15 protein-coding genes and 2 tRNA genes are annotated in these 19,457 nt (G+C 60.3%); 13 read left to right on the plus strand and 4 right to left on the minus strand.

Annotated elements, in window-relative coordinates:
• Positions 1-91 precede the first annotated feature (91 nt).
• Entirely contained in the window at positions 92-1,099 is a 1,008-nt protein-coding gene (locus JTY93_RS20765) for a DUF481 domain-containing protein (protein ID WP_205476535.1), read from the minus strand.
• A gap of 165 nt (positions 1,100-1,264) precedes the next feature.
• Between JTY93_RS20765 and JTY93_RS20770 the strand changes: the two genes are divergently transcribed.
• From JTY93_RS20770 to JTY93_RS20785, 4 genes are all read left to right on the plus strand, one after another.
• Entirely contained in the window at positions 1,265-1,618 is a 354-nt protein-coding gene (locus JTY93_RS20770; protein ID WP_169954607.1) for an MGMT family protein, read from the plus strand.
• 43 nt (positions 1,619-1,661) lie between these two features.
• The gene (locus JTY93_RS20775) at positions 1,662-3,194 is read left to right on the plus strand and encodes an AmpG family muropeptide MFS transporter (protein ID WP_205476534.1); all 1,533 of its coding nucleotides are present in this window, start codon (positions 1,662-1,664) and stop codon (positions 3,192-3,194) included.
• A 189-nt stretch (positions 3,195-3,383) separates the two neighbouring features.
• Positions 3,384-5,099, plus strand: a complete 1,716-nt coding sequence (locus JTY93_RS20780; protein WP_029295351.1) for a proline--tRNA ligase — start codon at positions 3,384-3,386, stop codon at positions 5,097-5,099.
• A gap of 20 nt (positions 5,100-5,119) precedes the next feature.
• Positions 5,120-6,073: a hypothetical protein gene (locus tag JTY93_RS20785; protein ID WP_205476533.1), complete on the plus strand. Its 954-nt coding sequence runs from the start codon at positions 5,120-5,122 to the stop codon at positions 6,071-6,073.
• Between the two features lie 28 nt (positions 6,074-6,101).
• On the opposite strand, the gene dinB is transcribed toward JTY93_RS20785, so the two are convergent.
• The gene (gene dinB, locus JTY93_RS20790) at positions 6,102-7,160 is read right to left on the minus strand and encodes a DNA polymerase IV (protein ID WP_205476532.1); all 1,059 of its coding nucleotides are present in this window, start codon (positions 7,158-7,160) and stop codon (positions 6,102-6,104) included.
• 291 nt (positions 7,161-7,451) lie between these two features.
• On the opposite strand from dinB, the gene JTY93_RS20795 reads away from it, so the two are divergent.
• The 4 genes from JTY93_RS20795 (at position 7,452) to JTY93_RS20810 (ending at position 12,079) form a co-directional block, all read left to right on the plus strand.
• Positions 7,452-7,528 (plus strand) — tRNA-Met (locus JTY93_RS20795).
• A 272-nt stretch (positions 7,529-7,800) separates the two neighbouring features.
• Positions 7,801-7,877: transfer RNA gene (locus JTY93_RS20800), tRNA-Met, on the plus strand.
• Positions 7,878-8,156: 279 nt separating this feature from the next.
• Positions 8,157-10,799: a bifunctional lysylphosphatidylglycerol flippase/synthetase MprF gene (gene mprF, locus JTY93_RS20805; RefSeq protein WP_169993792.1), complete on the plus strand. Its 2,643-nt coding sequence runs from the start codon at positions 8,157-8,159 to the stop codon at positions 10,797-10,799.
• Positions 10,799-12,079 carry a virulence factor family protein gene (locus JTY93_RS20810; RefSeq protein WP_205476531.1) on the plus strand — a complete coding sequence of 427 codons (1,281 nt, stop codon included), beginning with the start codon at positions 10,799-10,801 and terminating at the stop codon, positions 12,077-12,079. Before mprF ends, JTY93_RS20810 begins: the two co-directional genes overlap by 1 nt.
• 80 nt (positions 12,080-12,159) lie before the next feature.
• On the opposite strand, the gene JTY93_RS20815 is transcribed toward JTY93_RS20810, so the two are convergent.
• Positions 12,160-14,061 carry a potassium transporter Kup gene (locus tag JTY93_RS20815; RefSeq protein ID WP_205476530.1) on the minus strand — a complete coding sequence of 634 codons (1,902 nt, stop codon included), beginning with the start codon at positions 14,059-14,061 and terminating at the stop codon, positions 12,160-12,162.
• 303 nt (positions 14,062-14,364) lie between these two features.
• Between JTY93_RS20815 and rimO the strand changes: the two genes are divergently transcribed.
• The 5 genes from rimO to tsaA all read left to right on the plus strand — a co-directional run bounded on the left by rimO (position 14,365) and on the right by tsaA (position 18,403).
• Complete coding sequence (gene rimO / locus JTY93_RS20820; RefSeq protein WP_076961824.1) at positions 14,365-15,705, plus strand: 30S ribosomal protein S12 methylthiotransferase RimO; 1,341 nt, start codon at positions 14,365-14,367, stop codon at positions 15,703-15,705.
• 102 nt (positions 15,706-15,807) lie between these two features.
• The gene (locus JTY93_RS20825; protein WP_205476529.1) at positions 15,808-16,278 is read left to right on the plus strand and encodes a GNAT family N-acetyltransferase; all 471 of its coding nucleotides are present in this window, start codon (positions 15,808-15,810) and stop codon (positions 16,276-16,278) included.
• Between the two features lie 187 nt (positions 16,279-16,465).
• The gene (locus JTY93_RS20830) at positions 16,466-17,176 is read left to right on the plus strand and encodes an rRNA pseudouridine synthase (RefSeq protein WP_169993802.1); all 711 of its coding nucleotides are present in this window, start codon (positions 16,466-16,468) and stop codon (positions 17,174-17,176) included.
• Positions 17,177-17,242: 66 nt separating this feature from the next.
• Positions 17,243-17,704 carry a YehS family protein gene (locus JTY93_RS20835; RefSeq protein WP_029295331.1) on the plus strand — a complete coding sequence of 154 codons (462 nt, stop codon included), beginning with the start codon at positions 17,243-17,245 and terminating at the stop codon, positions 17,702-17,704.
• A gap of 3 nt (positions 17,705-17,707) precedes the next feature.
• Complete coding sequence (gene tsaA, locus JTY93_RS20840; RefSeq protein WP_205476528.1) at positions 17,708-18,403, plus strand: tRNA (N6-threonylcarbamoyladenosine(37)-N6)-methyltransferase TrmO; 696 nt, start codon at positions 17,708-17,710, stop codon at positions 18,401-18,403.
• Positions 18,404-18,585: 182 nt separating this feature from the next.
• On the opposite strand, the gene fpr is transcribed toward tsaA, so the two are convergent.
• Positions 18,586-19,365 carry a ferredoxin-NADP reductase gene (fpr, locus tag JTY93_RS20845; RefSeq protein WP_003172178.1) on the minus strand — a complete coding sequence of 260 codons (780 nt, stop codon included), beginning with the start codon at positions 19,363-19,365 and terminating at the stop codon, positions 18,586-18,588.
• Positions 19,366-19,457: the final 92 nt, after the last annotated feature.

The following is a 19,457-nucleotide window of genomic DNA, read 5'->3' on the forward strand; positions in this document are numbered from 1 at the left end:
GGCTGCCCAGTGTCTGGAGCTGGCTTACCGGCGATGCAGGCACCTCGAGATGATGCTATCGCTGGCAAGCCAGCTCCCACAGGAGGGTGGCTTACCAGGTCACGCCAAAGCCTGCGGTGTAACGGGTCTTGCTCAAGTCGCTGTCCGAACTGCCGCTGATGATGTCGCGCTCGGCCTTGAGGTTGAGGGAAGCCCATTCAGTGACTTTATAACGCAGGCCCATTTCGGCATCGAGGGCGTAGTCGGCCGGACCGGCCAGGGGTTTGCCCACTTCGCCGTTGGTGAAAAACTCCACGGTCTTGCCGATCAGGTAGCGGTTGTAGTCCCACTTCATCGCCAGGGAATAGAAGTTGTCGTTACCGCCGTCCTTGTACTCATAGTCAGTGCGGTTGAGCAACGAGCCCAGGGAAAATGCCCCCAGCTCATCGTCCCAGAACTGATAACCCGGACCGGTACCGACGGTGCGCTGACGACGCAGGTCTTCAACCTTGTCGTGCTTGTAGGTCAAGCGCCCCTGCCAGAACCACTGGTCGGTAATAAAGCGGTCCAGCGCGTACTCGGCGCGCCAGTTATCGGTGGTGACCACCTCGTTCTGGAATTCGCGGTTGTATTCGCCTTCGGCTATATGGCGCCACTTGCCGTGACGGGCAGTGGTCTTGAAGTCGATGTCATAGTCGTCGGTGTCTTTTTCCGCACGCTTGTAGTCCAGCGCCACGTCGACATTGCCCTTCCACACCAGGTCTTCGATCACAGGCTTGGGCTTGATGATCTGCTGGATGCTGGCCAACTCCACCGTCTTCGGCGTCTCACCGTTGGCCAGGACCACCTTGCCATCCTCGGCCGGATGCAGGGACTTGGCCTTTTCGCCGATGTAGGCATCCTGCTTGACCAGCAACTCCTGGTCGCTTTCCAGGGTTTTCACCTGCTTCCAGTCCACCGGGATTGCACCCGCGTATTCGGTCTGGATCAACAGTTTGCCGCCGTCGAAAACCTTGATCTTGCCAGTCAGGCGATCACCGTTTTTCAACCAGACCGTATCGGCCAGCACAGGGGTAGAAGCAGTAAAGACAGCGAGGCACAGCAGGGTTCTGGACAACATAAGCGGTTATGGGGCTCAAGTTTGGCGAAAAAGGAGGCATTATCGGCGTAGCTGAAGTCTTAGCAAGGACTGACTCAAGGTTTTCTATTGAGTTCAAATCTCAACGGCATTTTTACAGACGTTTCTTACATATCCACGACCAATTCCAACAGAGTCGCCTGAACAGTGAACGAGCCCGCCGACACCCCGCAAAACCCGGCCGAAATGCGCCGTACCGCGCTGTACCTGACCTTGGCCCAAGTGCCCGAAGGCTGCGTAGTCAGCTACGGCGAACTGGCGCACCTGGCCGGACTGGGGCGTGCCGCGCGCTTCGTGGGCCGCACGTTGAGCCAACTTCCCGAGGGTTCGAAGTTGCCCTGGCATCGGGTTGTCGCCGCCGGCGGTCGGATAAGTCTGCCGGTGGGCAGCGCTTCGGGTGATGAACAACGTGCGCGTTTGCGTAGCGAAGGTGTCAGTATCCTGAACAATCGCGTTGATATTCAGCGCCATGGCTGGCGCCCGGTAGAGCACAGCGGTTAGAGTGCGCGCTTTGTTTCCGTAAATCTGAGGCAGACTCCAGCCCATGCCCCGTAAAACCTGGCGCGCCGCGCTCGCTGCCTATGCCAGCCCCTCGACTTTAGTGCTGTTACTGCTCGGCTTTGCCGCCGGCCTGCCTTACATGTTGGTGTTCTCGACGCTTTCGGTCTGGTTGCGCGAAGCCGGTGTGGCACGCGAGACCATCGGCTATGCGAGCCTGATCGGCCTGGCGTATGCGTTCAAGTGGGTCTGGTCACCGCTGTTGGACCAATGGCGCCTGCCGCTGTTGGGCAAGCTGGGACGTCGTCGTTCCTGGCTGGTGCTGTCCCAATCCCTGGTGATTCTCGGTTTGATCGGCATGGGCTTCTGCGACCCGCAGAAACACCTGTCCTGGCTGATCGCCATTGCCGTTATCGTCGCATTTGCCTCCGCAACCCAAGACATTGCGGTGGACGCCTATCGTCTGGAAATCGCCGATGACAGCCGCCAGGCCGCCCTGGCCGCCAGCTATATGTCCGGCTACCGCATCGCCGCCCTGCTAGCCACCGCCGGCGCGCTGTTCTTTGCCGAAGGCTTTGGCTCCACGGGGTTCAACTACAAGCATTCGGCATGGACCGGCACCTATGTACTGTTCGGCGTGCTGATGATCCCCGCCCTGCTGACCAGCTTTTTCATGCGTGAACCCGATGTGCCCCTGCGCACCCAGTTGCAGGCCGGGCGCTATACGTTTGCCCACCAACTGATGTCGGTATTTGTACTGATCATCCTGTTGGTGTCGGTACCGGCGATGTTCACCCAGCTCTACAACACCGACTTTGCCAGCGTGCTGTTCGAAGGCGTGAGCCTGCTCGACCTGCTGCTGGAAGACCGCGCATTCCTGCGCGCCATCCTCTATATCACCCTCACCGCCCTATGCCTCTCGGCCATGGGCCGCCGAGGCCTGGCGCCGGTGCTGACGCCGGTCAACGACTTTATCCTGCGCTACCGCTGGCAGGCCCTGCTGCTGCTGGGGCTGATCGCCACCTACCGCATGTCGGACACGGTGATGGGCGTGATGGCCAACGTGTTCTATATCGACCAGGGGTTCACCAAGGATCAGATCGCCAGCGTCAGCAAGATCTTCGGTCTGATCATGACCCTGGTCGGCGCCGGTATGGGCGGCCTGTTGATCGTGCGGTTCGGCATCCTGCCGATCCTGTTTATCGGCGGCATCACCTCGGCCGGCACCAACCTGCTGTTCCTGATGCTGGCCGACATGGGCGCCGACCTGCAGATGCTGATCTTCACCATCTCCCTGGACAACTTCAGCTCAGGCCTGGCGACCTCGGCGTTCGTCGCTTATCTATCGAGTCTGACCAACCTGAAGTTCTCCGCCACCCAGTACGCCCTGCTCAGCTCGATCATGTTGCTGTTGCCACGGCTGATCGGCGGTTACTCGGGAGTCATGGTGGAAAAGTTCGGCTATCACAACTTCTTCCTGATTACCGCGCTACTCGGCGTGCCGACGCTGCTGCTGATTGCCCTGCATTGGTACCAGGAAAGCCGACGGATCCGTTTTAACCCGCCCGAAGAAGGCTGATACCTGCTGGACTGGCTTGCATGGGAGCGGGCTTGCCCGCGATAGCATCACTGCGGTTTGCCTGACACACCGAGGCGCCTGCATCGCAGGCAAGCCAGCTCCCACATAAAGCCAATGCCTGTACTCTGGCGGCGACCGCCCGTACAATCCCAGGTCACTTCAAGTCCAAGCAACCGACAACGGCCTACCATGCGCACCAGTCAATATTTGCTCGCCACACAGAAAGAAACGCCTTCCGACGCGGTCGTGATCAGCCACCAGCTGATGCTGCGCGCCGGTATGATCCGCAAACTGGCCTCCGGCCTGTACACCTGGCTGCCCATGGGCTTGAAGGTGATGCGCAAGGTCGAAGCGATCGTTCGCGAAGAAATGAACGCCGCCGGCTCTCTGGAAGTGTTGATGCCGAGCACTCAACCGGCTGAACTGTGGCAGGAATCCGGGCGCTGGGAAGAGTACGGCCCGGAATTGTTGCGCTTCAAGGATCGTCATGGCCGCGACTTCTGCGCAGGCCCGACCCATGAAGAAGTGATCACCGACCTGATGCGCAACGAGTTGAGCAGCTACAAACAGCTGCCCCTCAACCTGTATCAGATCCAGACCAAGTTCCGTGACGAAATCCGCCCACGCTTCGGTTTGATGCGTGGCCGCGAATTCATCATGAAGGACGCCTATTCGTTCCACGCCGACCAGCCTTCGCTGCAAGTCACCTATGACCGCATGCACCAGGCCTATTGCAACGTGTTCACTCGCCTGGGCCTGAAGTTCCGCCCAGTCGAAGCGGATAACGGTTCCATCGGCGGCGCGGGCTCCCATGAGTTCCACGTACTGGCAGAGTCCGGCGAAGACGATATCGTCTTCAGCGACGGCTCCGACTACGCAGCCAACATCGAGAAAGCCGAAGCCGTGCCACGGGAAACTTCCCGTCCGGCGCCGGCTGAAGAGCTGCGCCTGGTCGATACCCCAGACACCAAGACCATCGCGGCCCTGGTCGAGAAATTCAATCTGCCGATTGAAAAGACCATCAAGACCCTGATCGTACATGCCGAGGAAGAAGGCAAGCTGATCGCTCTGGTGATCCGTGGCGACCACGAGCTCAACGAAATCAAGGCTGCCCAGCAACCTGGCGTGGCCAGCCCGCTGGTCATGGCCTCGGACGCCGAACTGCGTGACGCCATTGGCGCCGGCGCTGGCTCCCTGGGCCCGCTGAACCTGCCACTGCCGATCATCATCGACCGTTCCGTCGAGCTGATGAGCGACTTCGGCATCGGTGCGAATATCGACGACAAGCACTACTTTGGCGTCAACTGGGAACGTGACCTGCCAGTACCGACCGTGGCCGACCTGCGCAACGTGGTTGCCGGTGACCCAAGCCCGGATGGCAAGGGCACCCTGGAAATCAAGCGCGGTATCGAAGTGGGGCACATCTTCCAGCTGGGCAACAAGTACAGCAAGGCGATGAAGTGCGAAGTACTGGGCGAAAACGGCAAGCCGGTAACCCTGGAAATGGGTTGCTATGGCATTGGCGTTTCCCGCGTGGTGGCGGCTGCCATCGAGCAGAACCACGACGACAAAGGCATCATCTGGAGCGACACTTTGGCGCCGTTCCAGATCGCCCTGGTACCCCTGCGCTACGAAACCGAGCAGGTTCGCGAAGCCACCGACAAACTGTACGCCGAACTGACGGCCGCCGGTTTCGAGGTGCTGCTCGATGATCGCGACAAGAAGACCAGCCCGGGCATCAAGTTTGCCGACATGGAACTGATTGGCATCCCTCACCGGATCGTGGTCAGTGACCGCGGCCTGGCCGATGGCAATCTGGAATACAAGAGCCGGACCGAAGCCCAAGCCCAACCGTTGCCGGTGGCTGACGTGCTGCCCTTCCTTCAGGCGCGTATTCGTCGCTGAAAACCAGATCAAGAGAAGTCATGTTCAAGCGAAACACCAAAGCCCTGGGGGGCGCCGCCTTGTGCGGCGCCCTGCTGGTCAGCGGCTGCGCCAATCAGATGTCGCAGCGTAGCGAGCACGAGGAACGGATCGAGCGCAAATTGCTCGACCACAGCCTGCAGATTGATGTCGGCGAACCCAAAGTGCTCGAGCTGCCACAACGCCGCGTGCGCATTCATGAACAGCGGACTTTCGAAGTCACTGAATTTGAAGTCACGCGCCACTATGATCGCTACACGCCCTACCAACCCTGGCGCGAACTCTATGAGATCCCGCTGGGCGCCGTGGCAGTTGTGGCGGGCGCTGGGGCCAACGTGGCGAACATCTTTGCCCTGGGCAACCTGCCGGACAGCATGACCCACGACTGGATCAGTTACGGCGTGGCCGGGCTCAACCCGTTCATGAACGTGCAGTCCCATGGTCGGGCGCAACAGAACCTGGCGGGCATCGATGAAATCCAGCGTGACCGACGCCTGGAGTACACCAGCCTGCCCTGGAGCGAGCGACCGGTGCAGGTAAAGGCCGGCAAGCAGACCCACGAGATGACCACCGACCGCAACGGAGTCCTGCGCCTGAACCTGCTGGACAGCCCGTTTGCCGAACAAGACCTGAGCCAGGTCCGTACCTTGCGGATCAGCATTGAAGATGCCCAGGACGATGTGCATTCGGACGCATCCCTGGCCATCAGCACCACCCTGCGTGGCAAGCTGCTGGAGGCCCATACGCTGATCTACGACGACTTGGAGGATGACGAAGTCAGCCAATGGGTACATCGGGTCAAGCGCTTGTCGGAGCTGGGTCTGGAAGAAGAAGCCAGCGAGCTGGAACAGAGCCTGATTGAACTGACGCGCAATGATCCCGAATTGCAGCAGGAATTTCTCAAGGCCCTGACCAAGGATGGCGGCCGACTGGTGGCCGACCCCGGCACCCGCTGACCCTCTGTAGGAGCCGGCTTGCCGGCTCCTACAGGGACAGTTCCAGTTGTTCATTTCCCACGCTCAAATCGAGCAACCGCACACCAATCCCCAGCAACCGCACCGGCTTACCGCCCCGATTGAACGCCTGGGTCAGCAACTGCCGATAGCTCTCCAGATCCCGCCCCGCCCCCGCCTGCTCCAGGGTGGTCTGGGTAAAGTCGTGGAACTTCACTTTGACAAAGGGTTTGCCCGGCCGATAACTGCTGTCGATACGCTGCATGCGCCCAGCCAGTGTTTCCATCAGTTCCGGCAGCTTTTCCAGGCAACTGGGCAGGTCCGGCAGATCGACATCGTAGGTGTTCTCCACGCTGATCGATTGCCGGCGACTGTCGTTATGCACCGCACGATCATCAATCCCACGCGCCAAACTCCATAAGCGCTCACCAAAGCTGCCGAATTCGCGCACCAGCGCCAGCTTGTTCCACTCGCGCAATTGCAGGCAATCCTCAATCCCCAGGCGTGCCAGCTTGTCGGCGGTGACCTTGCCAACGCCGTGCAGCTTGCTGACTGGCAACTGCGATACGAAATCTTCCACCTGGTCCGGGGTGATCACAAACAGTCCATTGGGCTTTTTCCAGTCGCTGGCGATCTTGGCCAGAAACTTGTTGGGTGCCACCCCCGCAGAAACCGTGATGTGCAACTGATTGGAAACGCGCCGACGGATATCCTGGGCGATGCGCGTGGCGCTGCCGCCAAAATGCGCGCAGTCGGAAACATCCAGGTAAGCCTCGTCCAGAGACAACGGCTCGATCAGATCGGTGTAATCGCGGAAAATCGTGTGGATTTCCTTGGACGCTTCTTTATAGGCATCCATGCGCGGCTTGACGATGGTCAGGTCAGGGCAGAGCTTCAACGCATGGCGCGACGACATCGCCGAACGCACGCCGTAGGCCCGGGCCTCGTAGTTGCAGGTAGCGATCACCCCGCGCCGATCAGCCGAGCCCCCTACCGCCAGCGGCTTTTGCGCCAGGCTCGGGTTATCCCGCATTTCGATGGCAGCGTAGAAACAATCACAGTCGACATGGATGATTTTGCGCTGCGTCATATAAAGGGAGGCGTGATCGGGACATAAAGTAGACGGATCGCCAGTATCGCATTCACACCTGTATATAGCACCAGTACTTTGAATCATCTGACAAAGCAGTCGGAAAAAATCTTGATGAATTCATTTTCTCAATCGAAAGGCTCCCCTCAATAGAGCTGGAAGCCACGGCCAGACTGGCCTCAAACCCTTCCAGCGCCCCTCTTTGAGAGCTAAGCGATTGAAGCACAAGCGCTTTTCTTGAAATCAGCGGTTGACACACCGTCATTCCTCTGTAGAATGCCGACACACAGACGCGGGATGGAGCAGTCTGGTAGCTCGTCGGGCTCATAACCCGAAGGTCGTCGGTTCAAATCCGGCTCCCGCAACCAAACATCAAAAAAGGCTACTCGAAAGAGTGGCCTTTTTTGTGCGCGTCGATTTCCTTCCCGTCCTGTAGGAGCGAGCTTGCTCGCGAAGGTCGTCAACGATAACGCGCACATCCAGCATCAACCCGCCGCCCTTGAGCTTTTCCCGAGTAAGCTCGCGCCTACAGTGAAAACTCGTTTTCAATCGAGCACTTAGGCTGATTCGCAGTTATTTTGCCCTTTATGTCATTAACGGTTGACACCTCGTCGCTGCGCTGTAGAATGCCGCCCACAGACGCGGGATGGAGCAGTCTGGTAGCTCGTCGGGCTCATAACCCGAAGGTCGTCGGTTCAAATCCGGCTCCCGCAACCAAACATCAAAAAAGGCTACTCGAAAGAGTGGCCTTTTTTGTATCTGTAGAAAAAGTTCTTTTGAAACAATGGCATGGCATCTTTCATGAAACCGCGCGCGGGTTTCGAAGTCCTTCCATTTCAGGACTATGCTCAAGTGCCGAGCACATCCTTGCGCGACCAATGGACGCTGTCGCCTGACCCGGTGATCCGCGTTACTATTTGTAATTATTTTGTACATAGGGATTGGTAACTTGGCTGGATACCCCCATCCTGTCGCGCACAATCCAAGAGGTGATTGATGCGCGCCAATTCGTCTGAACCACAAGACACCGTCACAGCTACACAACCGATCGCGCCCACCCGCCTGCGCTGGCTGGATCTGTTGAGCAAGTATCGGCAACCCATTGGGTTGGCGGTCACGCTGCTGCTGTTTGCAATCGCCTTGATCGCCTGCCGCCACTTGCTGCTAGAGCTGGATCTGTACGCCCTCCACGATTCGATCCTGGAAGTACCGAAGCCTTCCCTGCTGGGTGCCTTTGCCGCCGCGATCGCCGGGTTCATCATTCTATTGGGCTACGAATTTTCCGGCGCACGCTACGCCGGAGTAAAACTTCCCGCCAGGACCCTGGCCTACGGCGGTTTTACTGCATTCGCCATCGGCAATGCGATTGGCCTATCGATGCTGTCCGGCGGCTCGGTGCGCTACCGTCTATATGCACGGCATGGCATCGGCGCTTCGGAAGTGGCCCGCATGACCGTATTTGCCAGCCTGGCCTTGGGCTGCGCCTTGCCGCCACTCGCCGCCCTGGCGACCTTGAGCAACCTGCCAGCCGCTTCCAACGCCCTGCACTTGCCCGCAGTGCTGCTTGGCGGGATCGCAGGTGCGGTGTTGTTGCTCTCGGCCGTGTTGTGTATCGGGATCTATCGCCGCCGCCTGCCCGAACAACCCTACCCCGACAACCTGCTGGTCAAGGCTGGCCGCCGCACTTTGCGCCTCCCTGGGCGCCGCCTGACCTTCCTGCAACTGATCATTACCGCCCTGGACGTCGCTGCCGCCGCTACCGTTCTCTATATGTTGCTGCCGGAAGCCCCACCGTTCGGCCCGTTCCTGCTGGTGTACCTGCTGGCGCTCGCGGCGGGCGTGCTCAGCCATGTACCGGGCGGTGTCGGCGTGTTCGAAGCGATCCTGCTGGCCGCGTTTGCCGACAAGCTCGGCGCCGCGCCGCTGGCCGCCGCCCTGCTGCTGTACCGCATGATCTATGTGGTACTGCCACTATTGATCGCGTGCATCCTTCTGCTGATCAACGAAGCTCAACGCCTGTTCCAAACCCAGCACAGCCTGCGGGTGGCCTCGGGTCTCGCGGCACCGGTGTTGGCCGTGCTGGTTTTTTTGTCCGGGGTGGTGCTGCTGTTCTCCGGCGCCACCCCAGAAATTGACTCACGCCTGGAAAACATCGGCTTCCTGATTCCCCACCGCCTGATTGACGCCTCGCACTTTGGCGCCAGCCTGATCGGCGTGCTGTGCCTGTTACTGGCCCAGGGCCTGCGTCGACGCCTGTCGGCAGCCTGGATGCTGACCATGGTGCTGTTGCTGGTGGGCGCCCTGCTCTCACTGCTCAAAGGCTTCGACTGGGAAGAAGCCAGCCTGATGACCACCACTGCGGTGCTGCTGGCGATCTTCCGGCGCTCGTTCTACCGCGCCAGCCGCCTGACCGAGCTGCCGTTTTCGCCGCTGTACCTGGTGGCCAGCGTGTGCGTGCTGGGTGCGTCGATCTGGCTGCTGCTATTTGCCTATCAGGATGTACCTTATAGTCATCAACTGTGGTGGCAATTCACCCTCGACGCCAACGCCCCGCGCGGCCTGCGCTCGCTGCTGGGCGCCGCCATCCTGCTGGTAATTGTGTCGCTGACCTGGCTGTTGCGCACCGCCCGCCCAGTGATCCACCTGCCAACCGCCGATGAGCTGGAACGTGCCACCAAGATCCTGATGGCCTCGTCGCAACCCGACGGCGGCCTGGCACTGACCGGCGACAAGGCCCTGCTGTTTCACCCCAACGACGAAGCGTTCCTGATGTACGCCCGTCGCGGCCGCAGCCTGGTGGCGCTGTACGACCCGATCGGCCCGACCCAGCCACGGGCCGAGATGATCTGGCAGTTCCGCGACCTCTGCGACATTCACCACGCCCGCCCGGTGTTCTACCAGGTGCGCGCGGAGAACCTGCCCTTCTATATGGACATCGGCCTGACCGCGATCAAGCTGGGCGAAGAAGCCCGGGTCGATCTCAAGCGCTTTGACCTGGAGGCCAAGGGCAAGGAGATGAAAGACCTGCGCTACACCTGGAACCGCGGGACGCGGGACGGCCTGTCCCTGGAAATCTTCGAGCCGGGCCAGGCGCCGATGGCGGCGCTGAAAGTCATCTCCGATGCCTGGTTGACGGGTAAGAATGTGCGCGAAAAAGGCTTCTCCCTGGGACGTTTCAGCGACGAATACCTCAAGCACTTTCGCATTGCGGTGATTCGCTTCGAAGGGCAGCCGGTGGCGTTCGCCAACCTGCTGGAGACCTACAGCCATGACCTGGCCAGCCTGGACCTGATGCGTGCGCATCCCGAGGCGCCAAAGCTGACCATGGAGTTCATGATGATCGGCTTGATCCAGCACTATAAGAGCCACAACTATGCACGCTTCAGCCTTGGCATGGTGCCGTTGTCGGGCCTGCAACCGCGCCGTGGCGCACCGCTGACCCAGCGCCTGGGCTCGATGGTGTTCCGCCGTGGCGAGCAACTGTATAACTTCCAAGGTTTACGCCGCTTCAAAGACAAGTTCCAGCCTGACTGGGAACCTCGTTACATGGCCGTGCCCGCAGGACTTGATCCGCTGGTGGCACTGGCCGATACCGCCGCCCTGATCGCAGGCGGCTTGACTGGATTGGTGAAACGCTGATGATTCGACGCTCCTGGCGGTATGTATTGGCAAGCCTGGTGGTGCTGGCCCTGATCCTCGGTGGCGGCTACTGGTACTGGAATCGCCCCGCCCCTCAACCGACCCTGGAACAACTGCCCCAGGCCGACGGCTCGACCATGACCCGTGTGACCCCTGGCACCAGCGCCAAGGCCCGTGTAGCGGTAGCCGTGATGGCCGACGCCAGCCTGACCGACAGCCAACTGATTGCCCTGAGCCAGGGCGGCAGCGCGCAGATCGTGCAAGTGATCCTGCCCAAGGACGATTGCAAGCTGCAGGAGCAAGCCTTGCAGGCGGCCCTCGGCCAGCTCAAGGGCCCCGCCACCCTGGTCAGCGGCATCGGCCCTGGCGCCGCGCTGGCCTGGCGCTGGCTGGCAACGCAGAACGACGACAAGGCCAATGCCATCTCCGTGGGCTTCGCCCTGGTCCAGGAAGGCTGCAAGGACCCACTGCCCAAGACCGCCGCCCACGGCAACTGGTTGGTGGCCTGGAACGATAACCCTGACGACGAAAGTGCTAGCTTCGTACGCGACACCCCGCGTGCCACCACCAGCATCAGCGACTACGACATCAACTACCCACAAGTACTGAACAACGAACTGCGCAAGCAACTGGTGGGTTCGGACAATGGCGGCCTGGCGATCCCGGTGGTTGAAGTACCGGCCGGCCAGGCCAAGGACACCGTGACCCTGTTCCTTTCCGGCGACGGCGGCTGGCGCGACCTGGACCGCGACGTGGCCGGCGAGATGGCGAAGATCGGTTATCCGGTGGTCGGCGTCGATACCCTGCGCTACTACTGGCAGCACAAAAGCCCGGAGCAGAGTGCCAAGGACCTGAGCGAGCTGATGCAGCACTATCGGCAAAAATGGGGCACCAAGCGCTTTGTACTGACCGGCTATTCGTTCGGTGCCGATGTGCTGCCGGCCATCTACAACCGCCTGCCGGAAGCCGAGCAGCAACGGGTAGACGCTATTATCCTGCTGGCCTTCGCTCGCACCGGCAGCTTTGAGATCGAAGTGGAAGGCTGGCTGGGCAATGCCGGCAAGGAAGCCGCCACCGGCCCGGAAATGGCCAAGCTGCCAGCCGCCAAGGTGGTGTGCATCTACGGCGAGGAAGAAGTCGACGAGAGTGGCTGTACCGACAAGACTGCGGTGGGTGAAGCCATGAAGCTACCGGGCGGCCATCACTTCGACGAGAACTACCCGGCACTGGCCAAACGCTTGGTGGATATCATCGAGAAGCGCCAGGCCAAGGCCGAGTAATCGCCCATCCTGTAGGAGCCAGTTTCCTCAGGCACTAAAAAGCCCCCGCTGCCGCACGGCAACGGGGGCTTTTTGTTGGGTTACATTTCTACCTGGGTGCCCAGCTCAATCACCCGGTTCACCGGCAGCTTGAAGAAGCGCAGGTTGCCGTTGGCGTTCTTCAGCATGAAGGCGAACAACCCTTCACGCCAGCGCGCCATGCCCTCGAGCTTGGAGGCGATGACCGTCTCTCGGCTGAGGAAGTACGTAGTGCGCATAGGGCTGAAGTCCAGATCATCCAAGTGACACAGCTTCAGGGCTTCGGGCACGTCCGGCTCGTCGGTAAAGCCGAAGTGCAGGATCACCCGGAAGAAGCCGTCACCGTAAGAGTCCACCTCGAAGCGGCGCTGGGCCGGGACGCGCGGGATGTCTTCATAGACCACCGTCAACAGCACCACTTGCTCGTGCAGCACCTGGTTGTGCAGCAGGTTGTGCAACAAGGCGTGGGGCACCGCGTCCGGGCGGGCGGTGAGGAACACCGCCGTGCCCTGTACGCGATGGGGCGGTTGCACGCGGATGCTGCTGATAAAGATCGGCAGCGGCAGCCCGCCCTCGTCCAGGCGCTCCACCAGCAATTGCTTACCGCGCTTCCAGGTGGTCATCAACACAAACAGCACGATCCCCGCCAGCACCGGGAACGCGCCGCCCTGCACGACTTTCGGCACGTTGGCCGCGAAGAACAGGCCATCCACCAGCAAAAAGCCCAGCAAAACAGGCACTGCCAATACCGGCGGCCATTTCCACAGCAGCAGCATCACGGCGGAGACGAGGATGGTGGTCATCAGCATAGTCCCGGTCACGGCCACGCCATAAGCCGAGGCCAGGGCGCCCGAGGACTCGAAGCCCAGCACCAGCAGGATCACACCGACCATCAGCGACCAGTTCACCGCGCCAATATAGATCTGGCCCTGTTCGGCGCTGGAGGTGTGCTGGATATGCATGCGCGGGATGTAACCCAGCTGGATCGCCTGGCGCGTCAACGAGAACGCACCGGAAATCACCGCCTGGGAAGCAATTACCGTCGCCAGGGTGGACAAGCCCACCAGCGGCAGCAATGCCCAGCTTGGCGCCAGCAGGTAGAACGGGTTGCGCGCAGCTTCAGGGTCGCCCAGCAACATCGCGCCCTGGCCAAAATAGTTGAGCACCAGGGCCGGCAGCACCAGGATGAACCAGGCGCGAGCAATGGGTTTGCGGCCAAAGTGGCCCATGTCGGCATAGAGCGCCTCGGCGCCGGTCAAGGCCAGCACCACCGCGCCAAGGATCGCCACGCCGATACCCGGATGAACCATGAAGAAACGCACGCCCCACATCGGGTTCATCGCATTGAGCACTTCGGGATGCTGGACGATGCCATAGATGCCCAGGCTGCCAAGAACCAGGAACCAGGTGACCATCACCGGCCCGAACAGCTTGCCGATGCGGTCTGTCCCGTGCTTCTGGATCAGGAACAACCCCACCAGCACCACCAGCGCCACGGGCACGACCCAATGCTCCAGGCCATCGAACGCCAGCTCCAGGCCCTCGATCGCCGACAATACCGAAATCGCCGGGGTGATCATGCTGTCGCCATAGAACAGCGCCGCACCGCACAAGCCGCACACCACCAGGAAACTGCGCAACCGCGGGTGATTGCCGGCCGCCCGTCGTGCCAGTGCGGTAAGGGCCATGATGCCGCCCTCACCTTGGTTGTCGGCGCGCAGCACGAACAACATGTACTTGATCGACACCACCCAGATCAGCGACCAGAAGATCAGCGCCAGGATCCCCAGCACCCCATCATGATTGACCTGAACCCCATAGTTGCCAGAAAACACCTCTTTAAGGGTGTAGAGCGGGCTGGTACCGATATCGCCGTAGACCACCCCGACAGCTGCCACCAACATGCCGATTGGCTTTGCGCTGGAATGCCCGGCATCCGCCGCCTGACTATTTGCCTGACCCATCAACCACTCCTGCCCTTTTGACCTAAGGTCTTTTATAAACAACACAGCTGTACAGCTAAGCCTAAGCTGTTCACAGCATGCGCTGTTTTACTTCTAGTAACAGATGATTTGTTGACCATCGGCTTTACCCAAATGCAACGGCGCGAAGCATAGCGCAGCACTCGTCGTATTTCCCTGCATAAAGCTGGTCAAGCGCGTTTCCCACCGCTAGAATTGCGCACTTTTTGATCAGAGGCACATCAAGTGCCCATCCGCAGCCCTGTCGTACCCGACTGGCGGCGTCATTCAATACCGAGGTTAGACATGTCCACCACCATCGCAAAAGCCAACCCCAAGGTTGGCTTTGTTTCCCTGGGTTGCCCGAAGGCTCTGGTCGACTCCGAGCGCATCCTCACGCAACTGCGCATGGAAGGCTACGACGTCGTGTCCACCTACCAGGACGCCGACGTGGTGGTGGTCAACACCTGTGGCTTCATTGACTCGGCCAAGGCCGAGTCCCTGGAAGTGATCGGCGAAGCCATCAAGGAAAACGGCAAGGTCATCGTTACCGGCTGCATGGGTGTGGAGGAAGGCAATATCCGCAACGTGCACCCAAGCGTATTGGCCGTGACCGGACCGCAGCAGTACGAGCAGGTGGTCAACGCCGTGCACGATGTGGTGCCGCCGCGCCAGGACCACAACCCACTGATCGACCTGGTGCCGCCACAAGGCATCAAGCTGACCCCGCGCCATTATGCGTACCTGAAGATTTCCGAAGGCTGCAACCACAGCTGCAGCTTCTGCATCATCCCATCGATGCGCGGCAAGCTGGTCAGCCGCCCGGTGGGCGATGTATTGGACGAAGCCCAGCGCCTGGTCAAGTCTGGCGTCAAAGAGCTGCTGGTGATCTCCCAGGACACCAGCGCCTACGGCGTCGACGTGAAATACCGCACCGGGTTCTGGAACGGCGCGCCGGTGAAAACCCGCATGACCGAATTGTGCGAAGCCTTGAGCAGCCTGGGTGTGTGGGTGCGCCTGCACTACGTCTATCCATACCCGCACGTCGACGAGTTGATCCCGCTGATGGCCGCCGGCAAGATCCTGCCGTACCTGGACATCCCGTTCCAACACGCCAGCCCGAAAGTGCTCAAGGCCATGAAACGCCCGGCCTTTGAAGACAAGACCCTGGCGCGGATCAAGAACTGGCGCCAGATCTGCCCAGAGCTGATCATCCGTTCGACCTTTATCGTCGGCTTCCCCGGCGAAACCGAAGAAGACTTCCAGTACCTGCTGGATTGGCTGACCGAAGCCCAGCTCGATCGCGTCGGCTGCTTCCAGTACTCGCCAGTGGAAGGTGCGCCAGCCAACCTGCTGGACCTGGCCGTGGTGCCGGATGACGTCAAGCAGGACCGTTGGGAGCGTTTCATGGCCCATCAGCAGGCCATCAGCTCGGCACGCCTGCAACTGCGCATCGGCAAGGAAATCGAAGTACTGATCGACGAAGTGGACGAGCAAGGCGCGGTCGGCCGTTGCTTCTTCGACGCTCCGGAAATCGACGGTAACGTATTTATCGACGACGCCAGCGGTCTCAAGCCAGGCGACAAGGTGTGGTGCACGGTCACCGACGCCGACGAGTACGATCTCTGGGCGCAAAAACGCGACTAAGCTGAAAAAATTGAAAAAGCCCTGCTTCTGGACAAGATGCGGGGCTTTTTTCGGTCTATCGTTTGCCCCATCAACGCCAACAAGCAGCAAGGAGCAGCGGGCATGGGCCAGCACTCGGTTATTCACACGCCTAAACCCAGCGATTATCAGGAGCTGACCCGGATCTGGGAGGACTCGGTGCGGGCCACCCATGACTTCCTGCCGCAAAGCTACATCGAGTGCCTGCGACACCTGGTGCTGACGCGTTACCTCGATGCGGTGATGCTGATCTGTACCAAGGACGCGCGCCAACGGATCACCGGGTTTGCCGGCGTCGCCGCAGGCAAGGTCGAGATGCTGTTCATCGACCCGCAATACCGGGGCCAGGGCCTGGGGCGGCAATTGCTGCACTATGCCGTTGCGTCGATGAATGCCGATGAACTGGACGTCAACGAACAGAACCCACAGGCCCTGGGCTTCTATATCAAGCAAGGTTTTGAAGTGATTGGGCGCACCGAGCATGACGGCATGGGCCAGCCCTATCCCTTGCTGCACATGCGCCTGAAACAGGCCCAACAAACACGCAGCGGCTGACACAACCCAAATCAAATGTAGGAGCTGGCTTGCCTGCGATGCGGTCAACTCGGTGCATCAGGTATGCCGAGGTGATGCCATCGCAGGCAAGCCAGCTCCCACAAAAAGCGCGAGCACTGAAATGGGGCCGGGATTAACCGGCGCCAGGCAGGTACAATAGCGGCCCCCTTTTGTTACGGCCCTTGTCATGACTGACCCCATACGCCTCTCCAAACGCCTCATCGAACTGGTCGGTTGCTCCCGTCGGGAGGCCGAACTGTTCATCGAAGGCGGCTGGGTCTCGGTGGATGGCGAAGTGATCGACGAGCCGCAGTTCAAGGTCACGACACAAAAAGTCGAACTTGATCCCGAGGCCAAGGCCACGGTTCCTGAGCCGGTGACTATCCTGTTTCATGCACCGGCCGGCGTAGACGTCGACAGTGCGATGCAGTCCCTGAGCGCCGAGACCCTGTCCGAAGAGCACCGCTTCAGCAAGCGCCCGCTCAAAGGCCACTTCCTGCGCCTGACCGCCAGCGCCGATCTGCAAGCCAAGGCCAGCGGCCTGCTGGTGTTTACCCAGGACTGGAAGATCCTGCGCAAGCTGACGGCCGACGCCGCCAAGATCGAGCAGGAGTATGTGGTTGAGGTCGCAGGCGACGTGGCAGAGCACGGCCTGAACCGCCTCGCCCACGGCCTGATGTACAAAGGCAAGGAATTGCCGGCGGTCAAAGCCAGCTGGCAGAACGAGAACCGCCTGCGCTTTGCCCTGAAAAACCCGCAGCCCGGCATCATCGCCCTGTTCTGCGAAGCCATTGGCCTGAAGGTTGTGGCCATTCGCCGGATCCGCATTGGCGGCGTGTCCATCGGCAAGGTGCCGGTTGGCCAGTGGCGCTACATGTCCGGCAAAGAAAAGTTCTAAGTCGCCCTATCTATCGACATCACCCGTCCGGGCGGTGTCCACAGTCGAATACCAGGATTGCCCACCATGATTCACAACGACGTACTGCGCAGCGTGCGCTACATGCTCGACATCAGCGACAACAAGATGGTCGAGATCATCAAGATCGGCGGCATGGAAGTGTCCAAGGAAGACCTGCTGACCTACCTCAAGAAGGACGAGGAAGAAGGCTTCGTGTTCTGCCCCGACGAGGTCATGGCGCACTTCCTCGATGGCCTGGTGATCTTCAAGCGCGGCAAGGACGAAAGCCGTCCACCGCAGCCGATCGAAACCCCGGTGACCAACAACATCATCCTCAAGAAGCTGCGCGTGGCCTTCGAACTCAAGGAAGACGACATGCACGCCATCCTCAAGGCGGCCGAGTTCCCGGTGTCCAAGCCAGAGCTGAGCGCGCTGTTCCGCAAGTTCGGCCACACCAACTATCGCCCGTGTGGCGACCAGTTGCTGCGTAACTTCCTCAAGGGCCTGACCCTGCGGGTTCGCGCGTAAGCCATGAGTTACAACGTCTCGCCCGTGGGCTTTGTGCGCTCCTGCTTCAAGGAGAAGTTCGCCATCCCGCGCCAGCCACAACTGGCGCCCGCCGCACGGGGCGTGTTGGAGCTGGTGGCACCGTTCGACCAGGGTGAGGCGGTGCAAGGCCTGGAGCAGGTCAGCCATGTGTGGCTGCTGTTCCTGTTTCATCAGGCCCTGGAAGACAAGCCGCGCTTGAAAGTGCGCCCACCGCGCCTGGGCGGCAATACATCCATGGGTGTCTTTGCAACCCGCGCGACCCATCGCCCCAATGGGATCGGCCAGTCGGTAGTAAAACTGGACAAGGTGGAGCCAGGCCGGCTATGGATTTCCGGGATTGATCTGCTCGATGGCACGCCGGTATTGGATATCAAACCGTATGTGCCCTATGCCGACATCGTCGACACGGCTACCAACAGCATCGCCAGCAGCGCGCCGCAACTGATTCCCGTGCAGTGGCTGAAGACTGCCCTGCACCAGGCGCAAGGCCACGCCCAGCGCCTGGGCGAGCCGTTGGTGGAGCTGATTGAGCAATGCCTGGCGCAGGATCCGCGGCCGGCCTATCAGACGCCCGGGCCAGAGCGCGAATACGGCGTGCGGTTCTGGGATGTGGATGTGCGCTGGCACTATCCCGAGGCGGGGATGATTTGTGTGCTTGAAGTGGTTGCCGCGCAGTAAATCGCAGCAATGAAAAAGCCCGCACTGCCTTCACAGGCAATGCGGGCTTTTCTTTGCAAACGCCTTCATCTGTAGGAGCGAGCTTGCTCGCGAAGAACCCAAGGGCAACGCGTCAACTCTGCATGACCGCGTTATCGTTGACGACTTTCGCGAGCAAGCTCGCTCCTACAGGTGTCCCGAGGTCACTTCTCGACGAAGGCGCGTTCGATCAGGTAGTCACCCGGCTCACGCATCCGTGGCGAAACCTTCAGACCGAAGCTGTTCAGCACTTCGCTGGTCTCATCCAACATGCTTGGGCTACCGCACAGCATGGCGCGGTCGTCTTCGGGGTTGATCGGCGGCAGACCGATATCGCTGAACAGCTTACCGCTGCGCATCAGGTCGGTCAGGCGGCCTTCGTTTTCGAAGGGCTCGCGGGTCACGGTCGGGTAGTAGATCAACTTTTCACGCAGCGCCTCGCCGAAGAACTCGTTCTGCGGCAGGTGCTCGGTGATGAATTCGCGATAGGCGACTTCGTTGACGTAACGCACGCCGTGGCACAGGATCACTTTTTCAAAGCGCTCGTAGGTTTCCGGGTCCTGGATCACGCTCATGAATGGGGCGAGGCCAGTACCGGTGCTGAGCAGGTACAGGTGCTTGCCCGGCTTCAAATCGTCCAGCACCAGGGTGCCAGTCGGTTTTTTGCTGATGATGATCTCGTCGCCTTCCTTCAAATGCTGCAATTGGGAAGTCAGCGGGCCATCCGGGACCTTGATGCTGAAGAACTCCAGATGCTCTTCCCAGTTCGGGCTGGCGATGGAGTAAGCGCGCATGAGCGGGCGGCCGTTAGGCTGTTGCAGGCCGATCATCACGAACTGACCGTTCTCGAAGCGCAGGCCCGGGTCGCGGGTGCACTTGAAGCTGAACAGAGTGTCGTTCCAGTGATGAACACTGAGGACACGCTCGTGGTTCATGTTGCTCATGTACGGGGAACTCCTGGAAATGGGTCTGCGCCAAAATGATAGGTGCGCAATTGCACAGTATTCTAATGGCGGCGACAATATCTGTTAACTGG

Origin of the sequence: Pseudomonas hygromyciniae (assembly GCF_016925675.1) — a bacterium.
Classification (GTDB): Bacteria; Pseudomonadota; Gammaproteobacteria; order Pseudomonadales; family Pseudomonadaceae; genus Aquipseudomonas; species Aquipseudomonas hygromyciniae.

Excerpts from the sequence above, each read along its gene's own strand:
- fpr (WP_003172178.1), bottom strand. The coding sequence starts at position 19,365 with ATGAGCAACATGAACCACGAGCGTGTCCTCAGTGTTCATCACTGGAAC.
- tsaA (WP_205476528.1), top strand. The coding sequence starts at position 17,708 with ATGAGTTACAACGTCTCGCCCGTGGGCTTTGTGCGCTCCTGCTTCAAG.
- JTY93_RS20815 (WP_205476530.1), bottom strand. The coding sequence starts at position 14,061 with ATGGGTCAGGCAAATAGTCAGGCGGCGGATGCCGGGCATTCCAGCGCA.
- JTY93_RS20835 (WP_029295331.1), top strand. The coding sequence starts at position 17,243 with ATGATTCACAACGACGTACTGCGCAGCGTGCGCTACATGCTCGACATC.
- JTY93_RS20830 (WP_169993802.1), top strand. The coding sequence starts at position 16,466 with ATGACTGACCCCATACGCCTCTCCAAACGCCTCATCGAACTGGTCGGT.
- JTY93_RS20785 (WP_205476533.1), top strand. The coding sequence starts at position 5,120 with ATGTTCAAGCGAAACACCAAAGCCCTGGGGGGCGCCGCCTTGTGCGGC.
- JTY93_RS20765 (WP_205476535.1), bottom strand. The coding sequence starts at position 1,099 with ATGTTGTCCAGAACCCTGCTGTGCCTCGCTGTCTTTACTGCTTCTACC.
- mprF (WP_169993792.1), top strand. The coding sequence starts at position 8,157 with ATGCGCGCCAATTCGTCTGAACCACAAGACACCGTCACAGCTACACAA.
- rimO (WP_076961824.1), top strand. The coding sequence starts at position 14,365 with ATGTCCACCACCATCGCAAAAGCCAACCCCAAGGTTGGCTTTGTTTCC.
- JTY93_RS20810 (WP_205476531.1), top strand. The coding sequence starts at position 10,799 with ATGATTCGACGCTCCTGGCGGTATGTATTGGCAAGCCTGGTGGTGCTG.
- dinB (WP_205476532.1), bottom strand. The coding sequence starts at position 7,160 with ATGACGCAGCGCAAAATCATCCATGTCGACTGTGATTGTTTCTACGCT.
- JTY93_RS20780 (WP_029295351.1), top strand. The coding sequence starts at position 3,384 with ATGCGCACCAGTCAATATTTGCTCGCCACACAGAAAGAAACGCCTTCC.
- JTY93_RS20775 (WP_205476534.1), top strand. The coding sequence starts at position 1,662 with ATGCCCCGTAAAACCTGGCGCGCCGCGCTCGCTGCCTATGCCAGCCCC.
- JTY93_RS20825 (WP_205476529.1), top strand. The coding sequence starts at position 15,808 with ATGGGCCAGCACTCGGTTATTCACACGCCTAAACCCAGCGATTATCAG.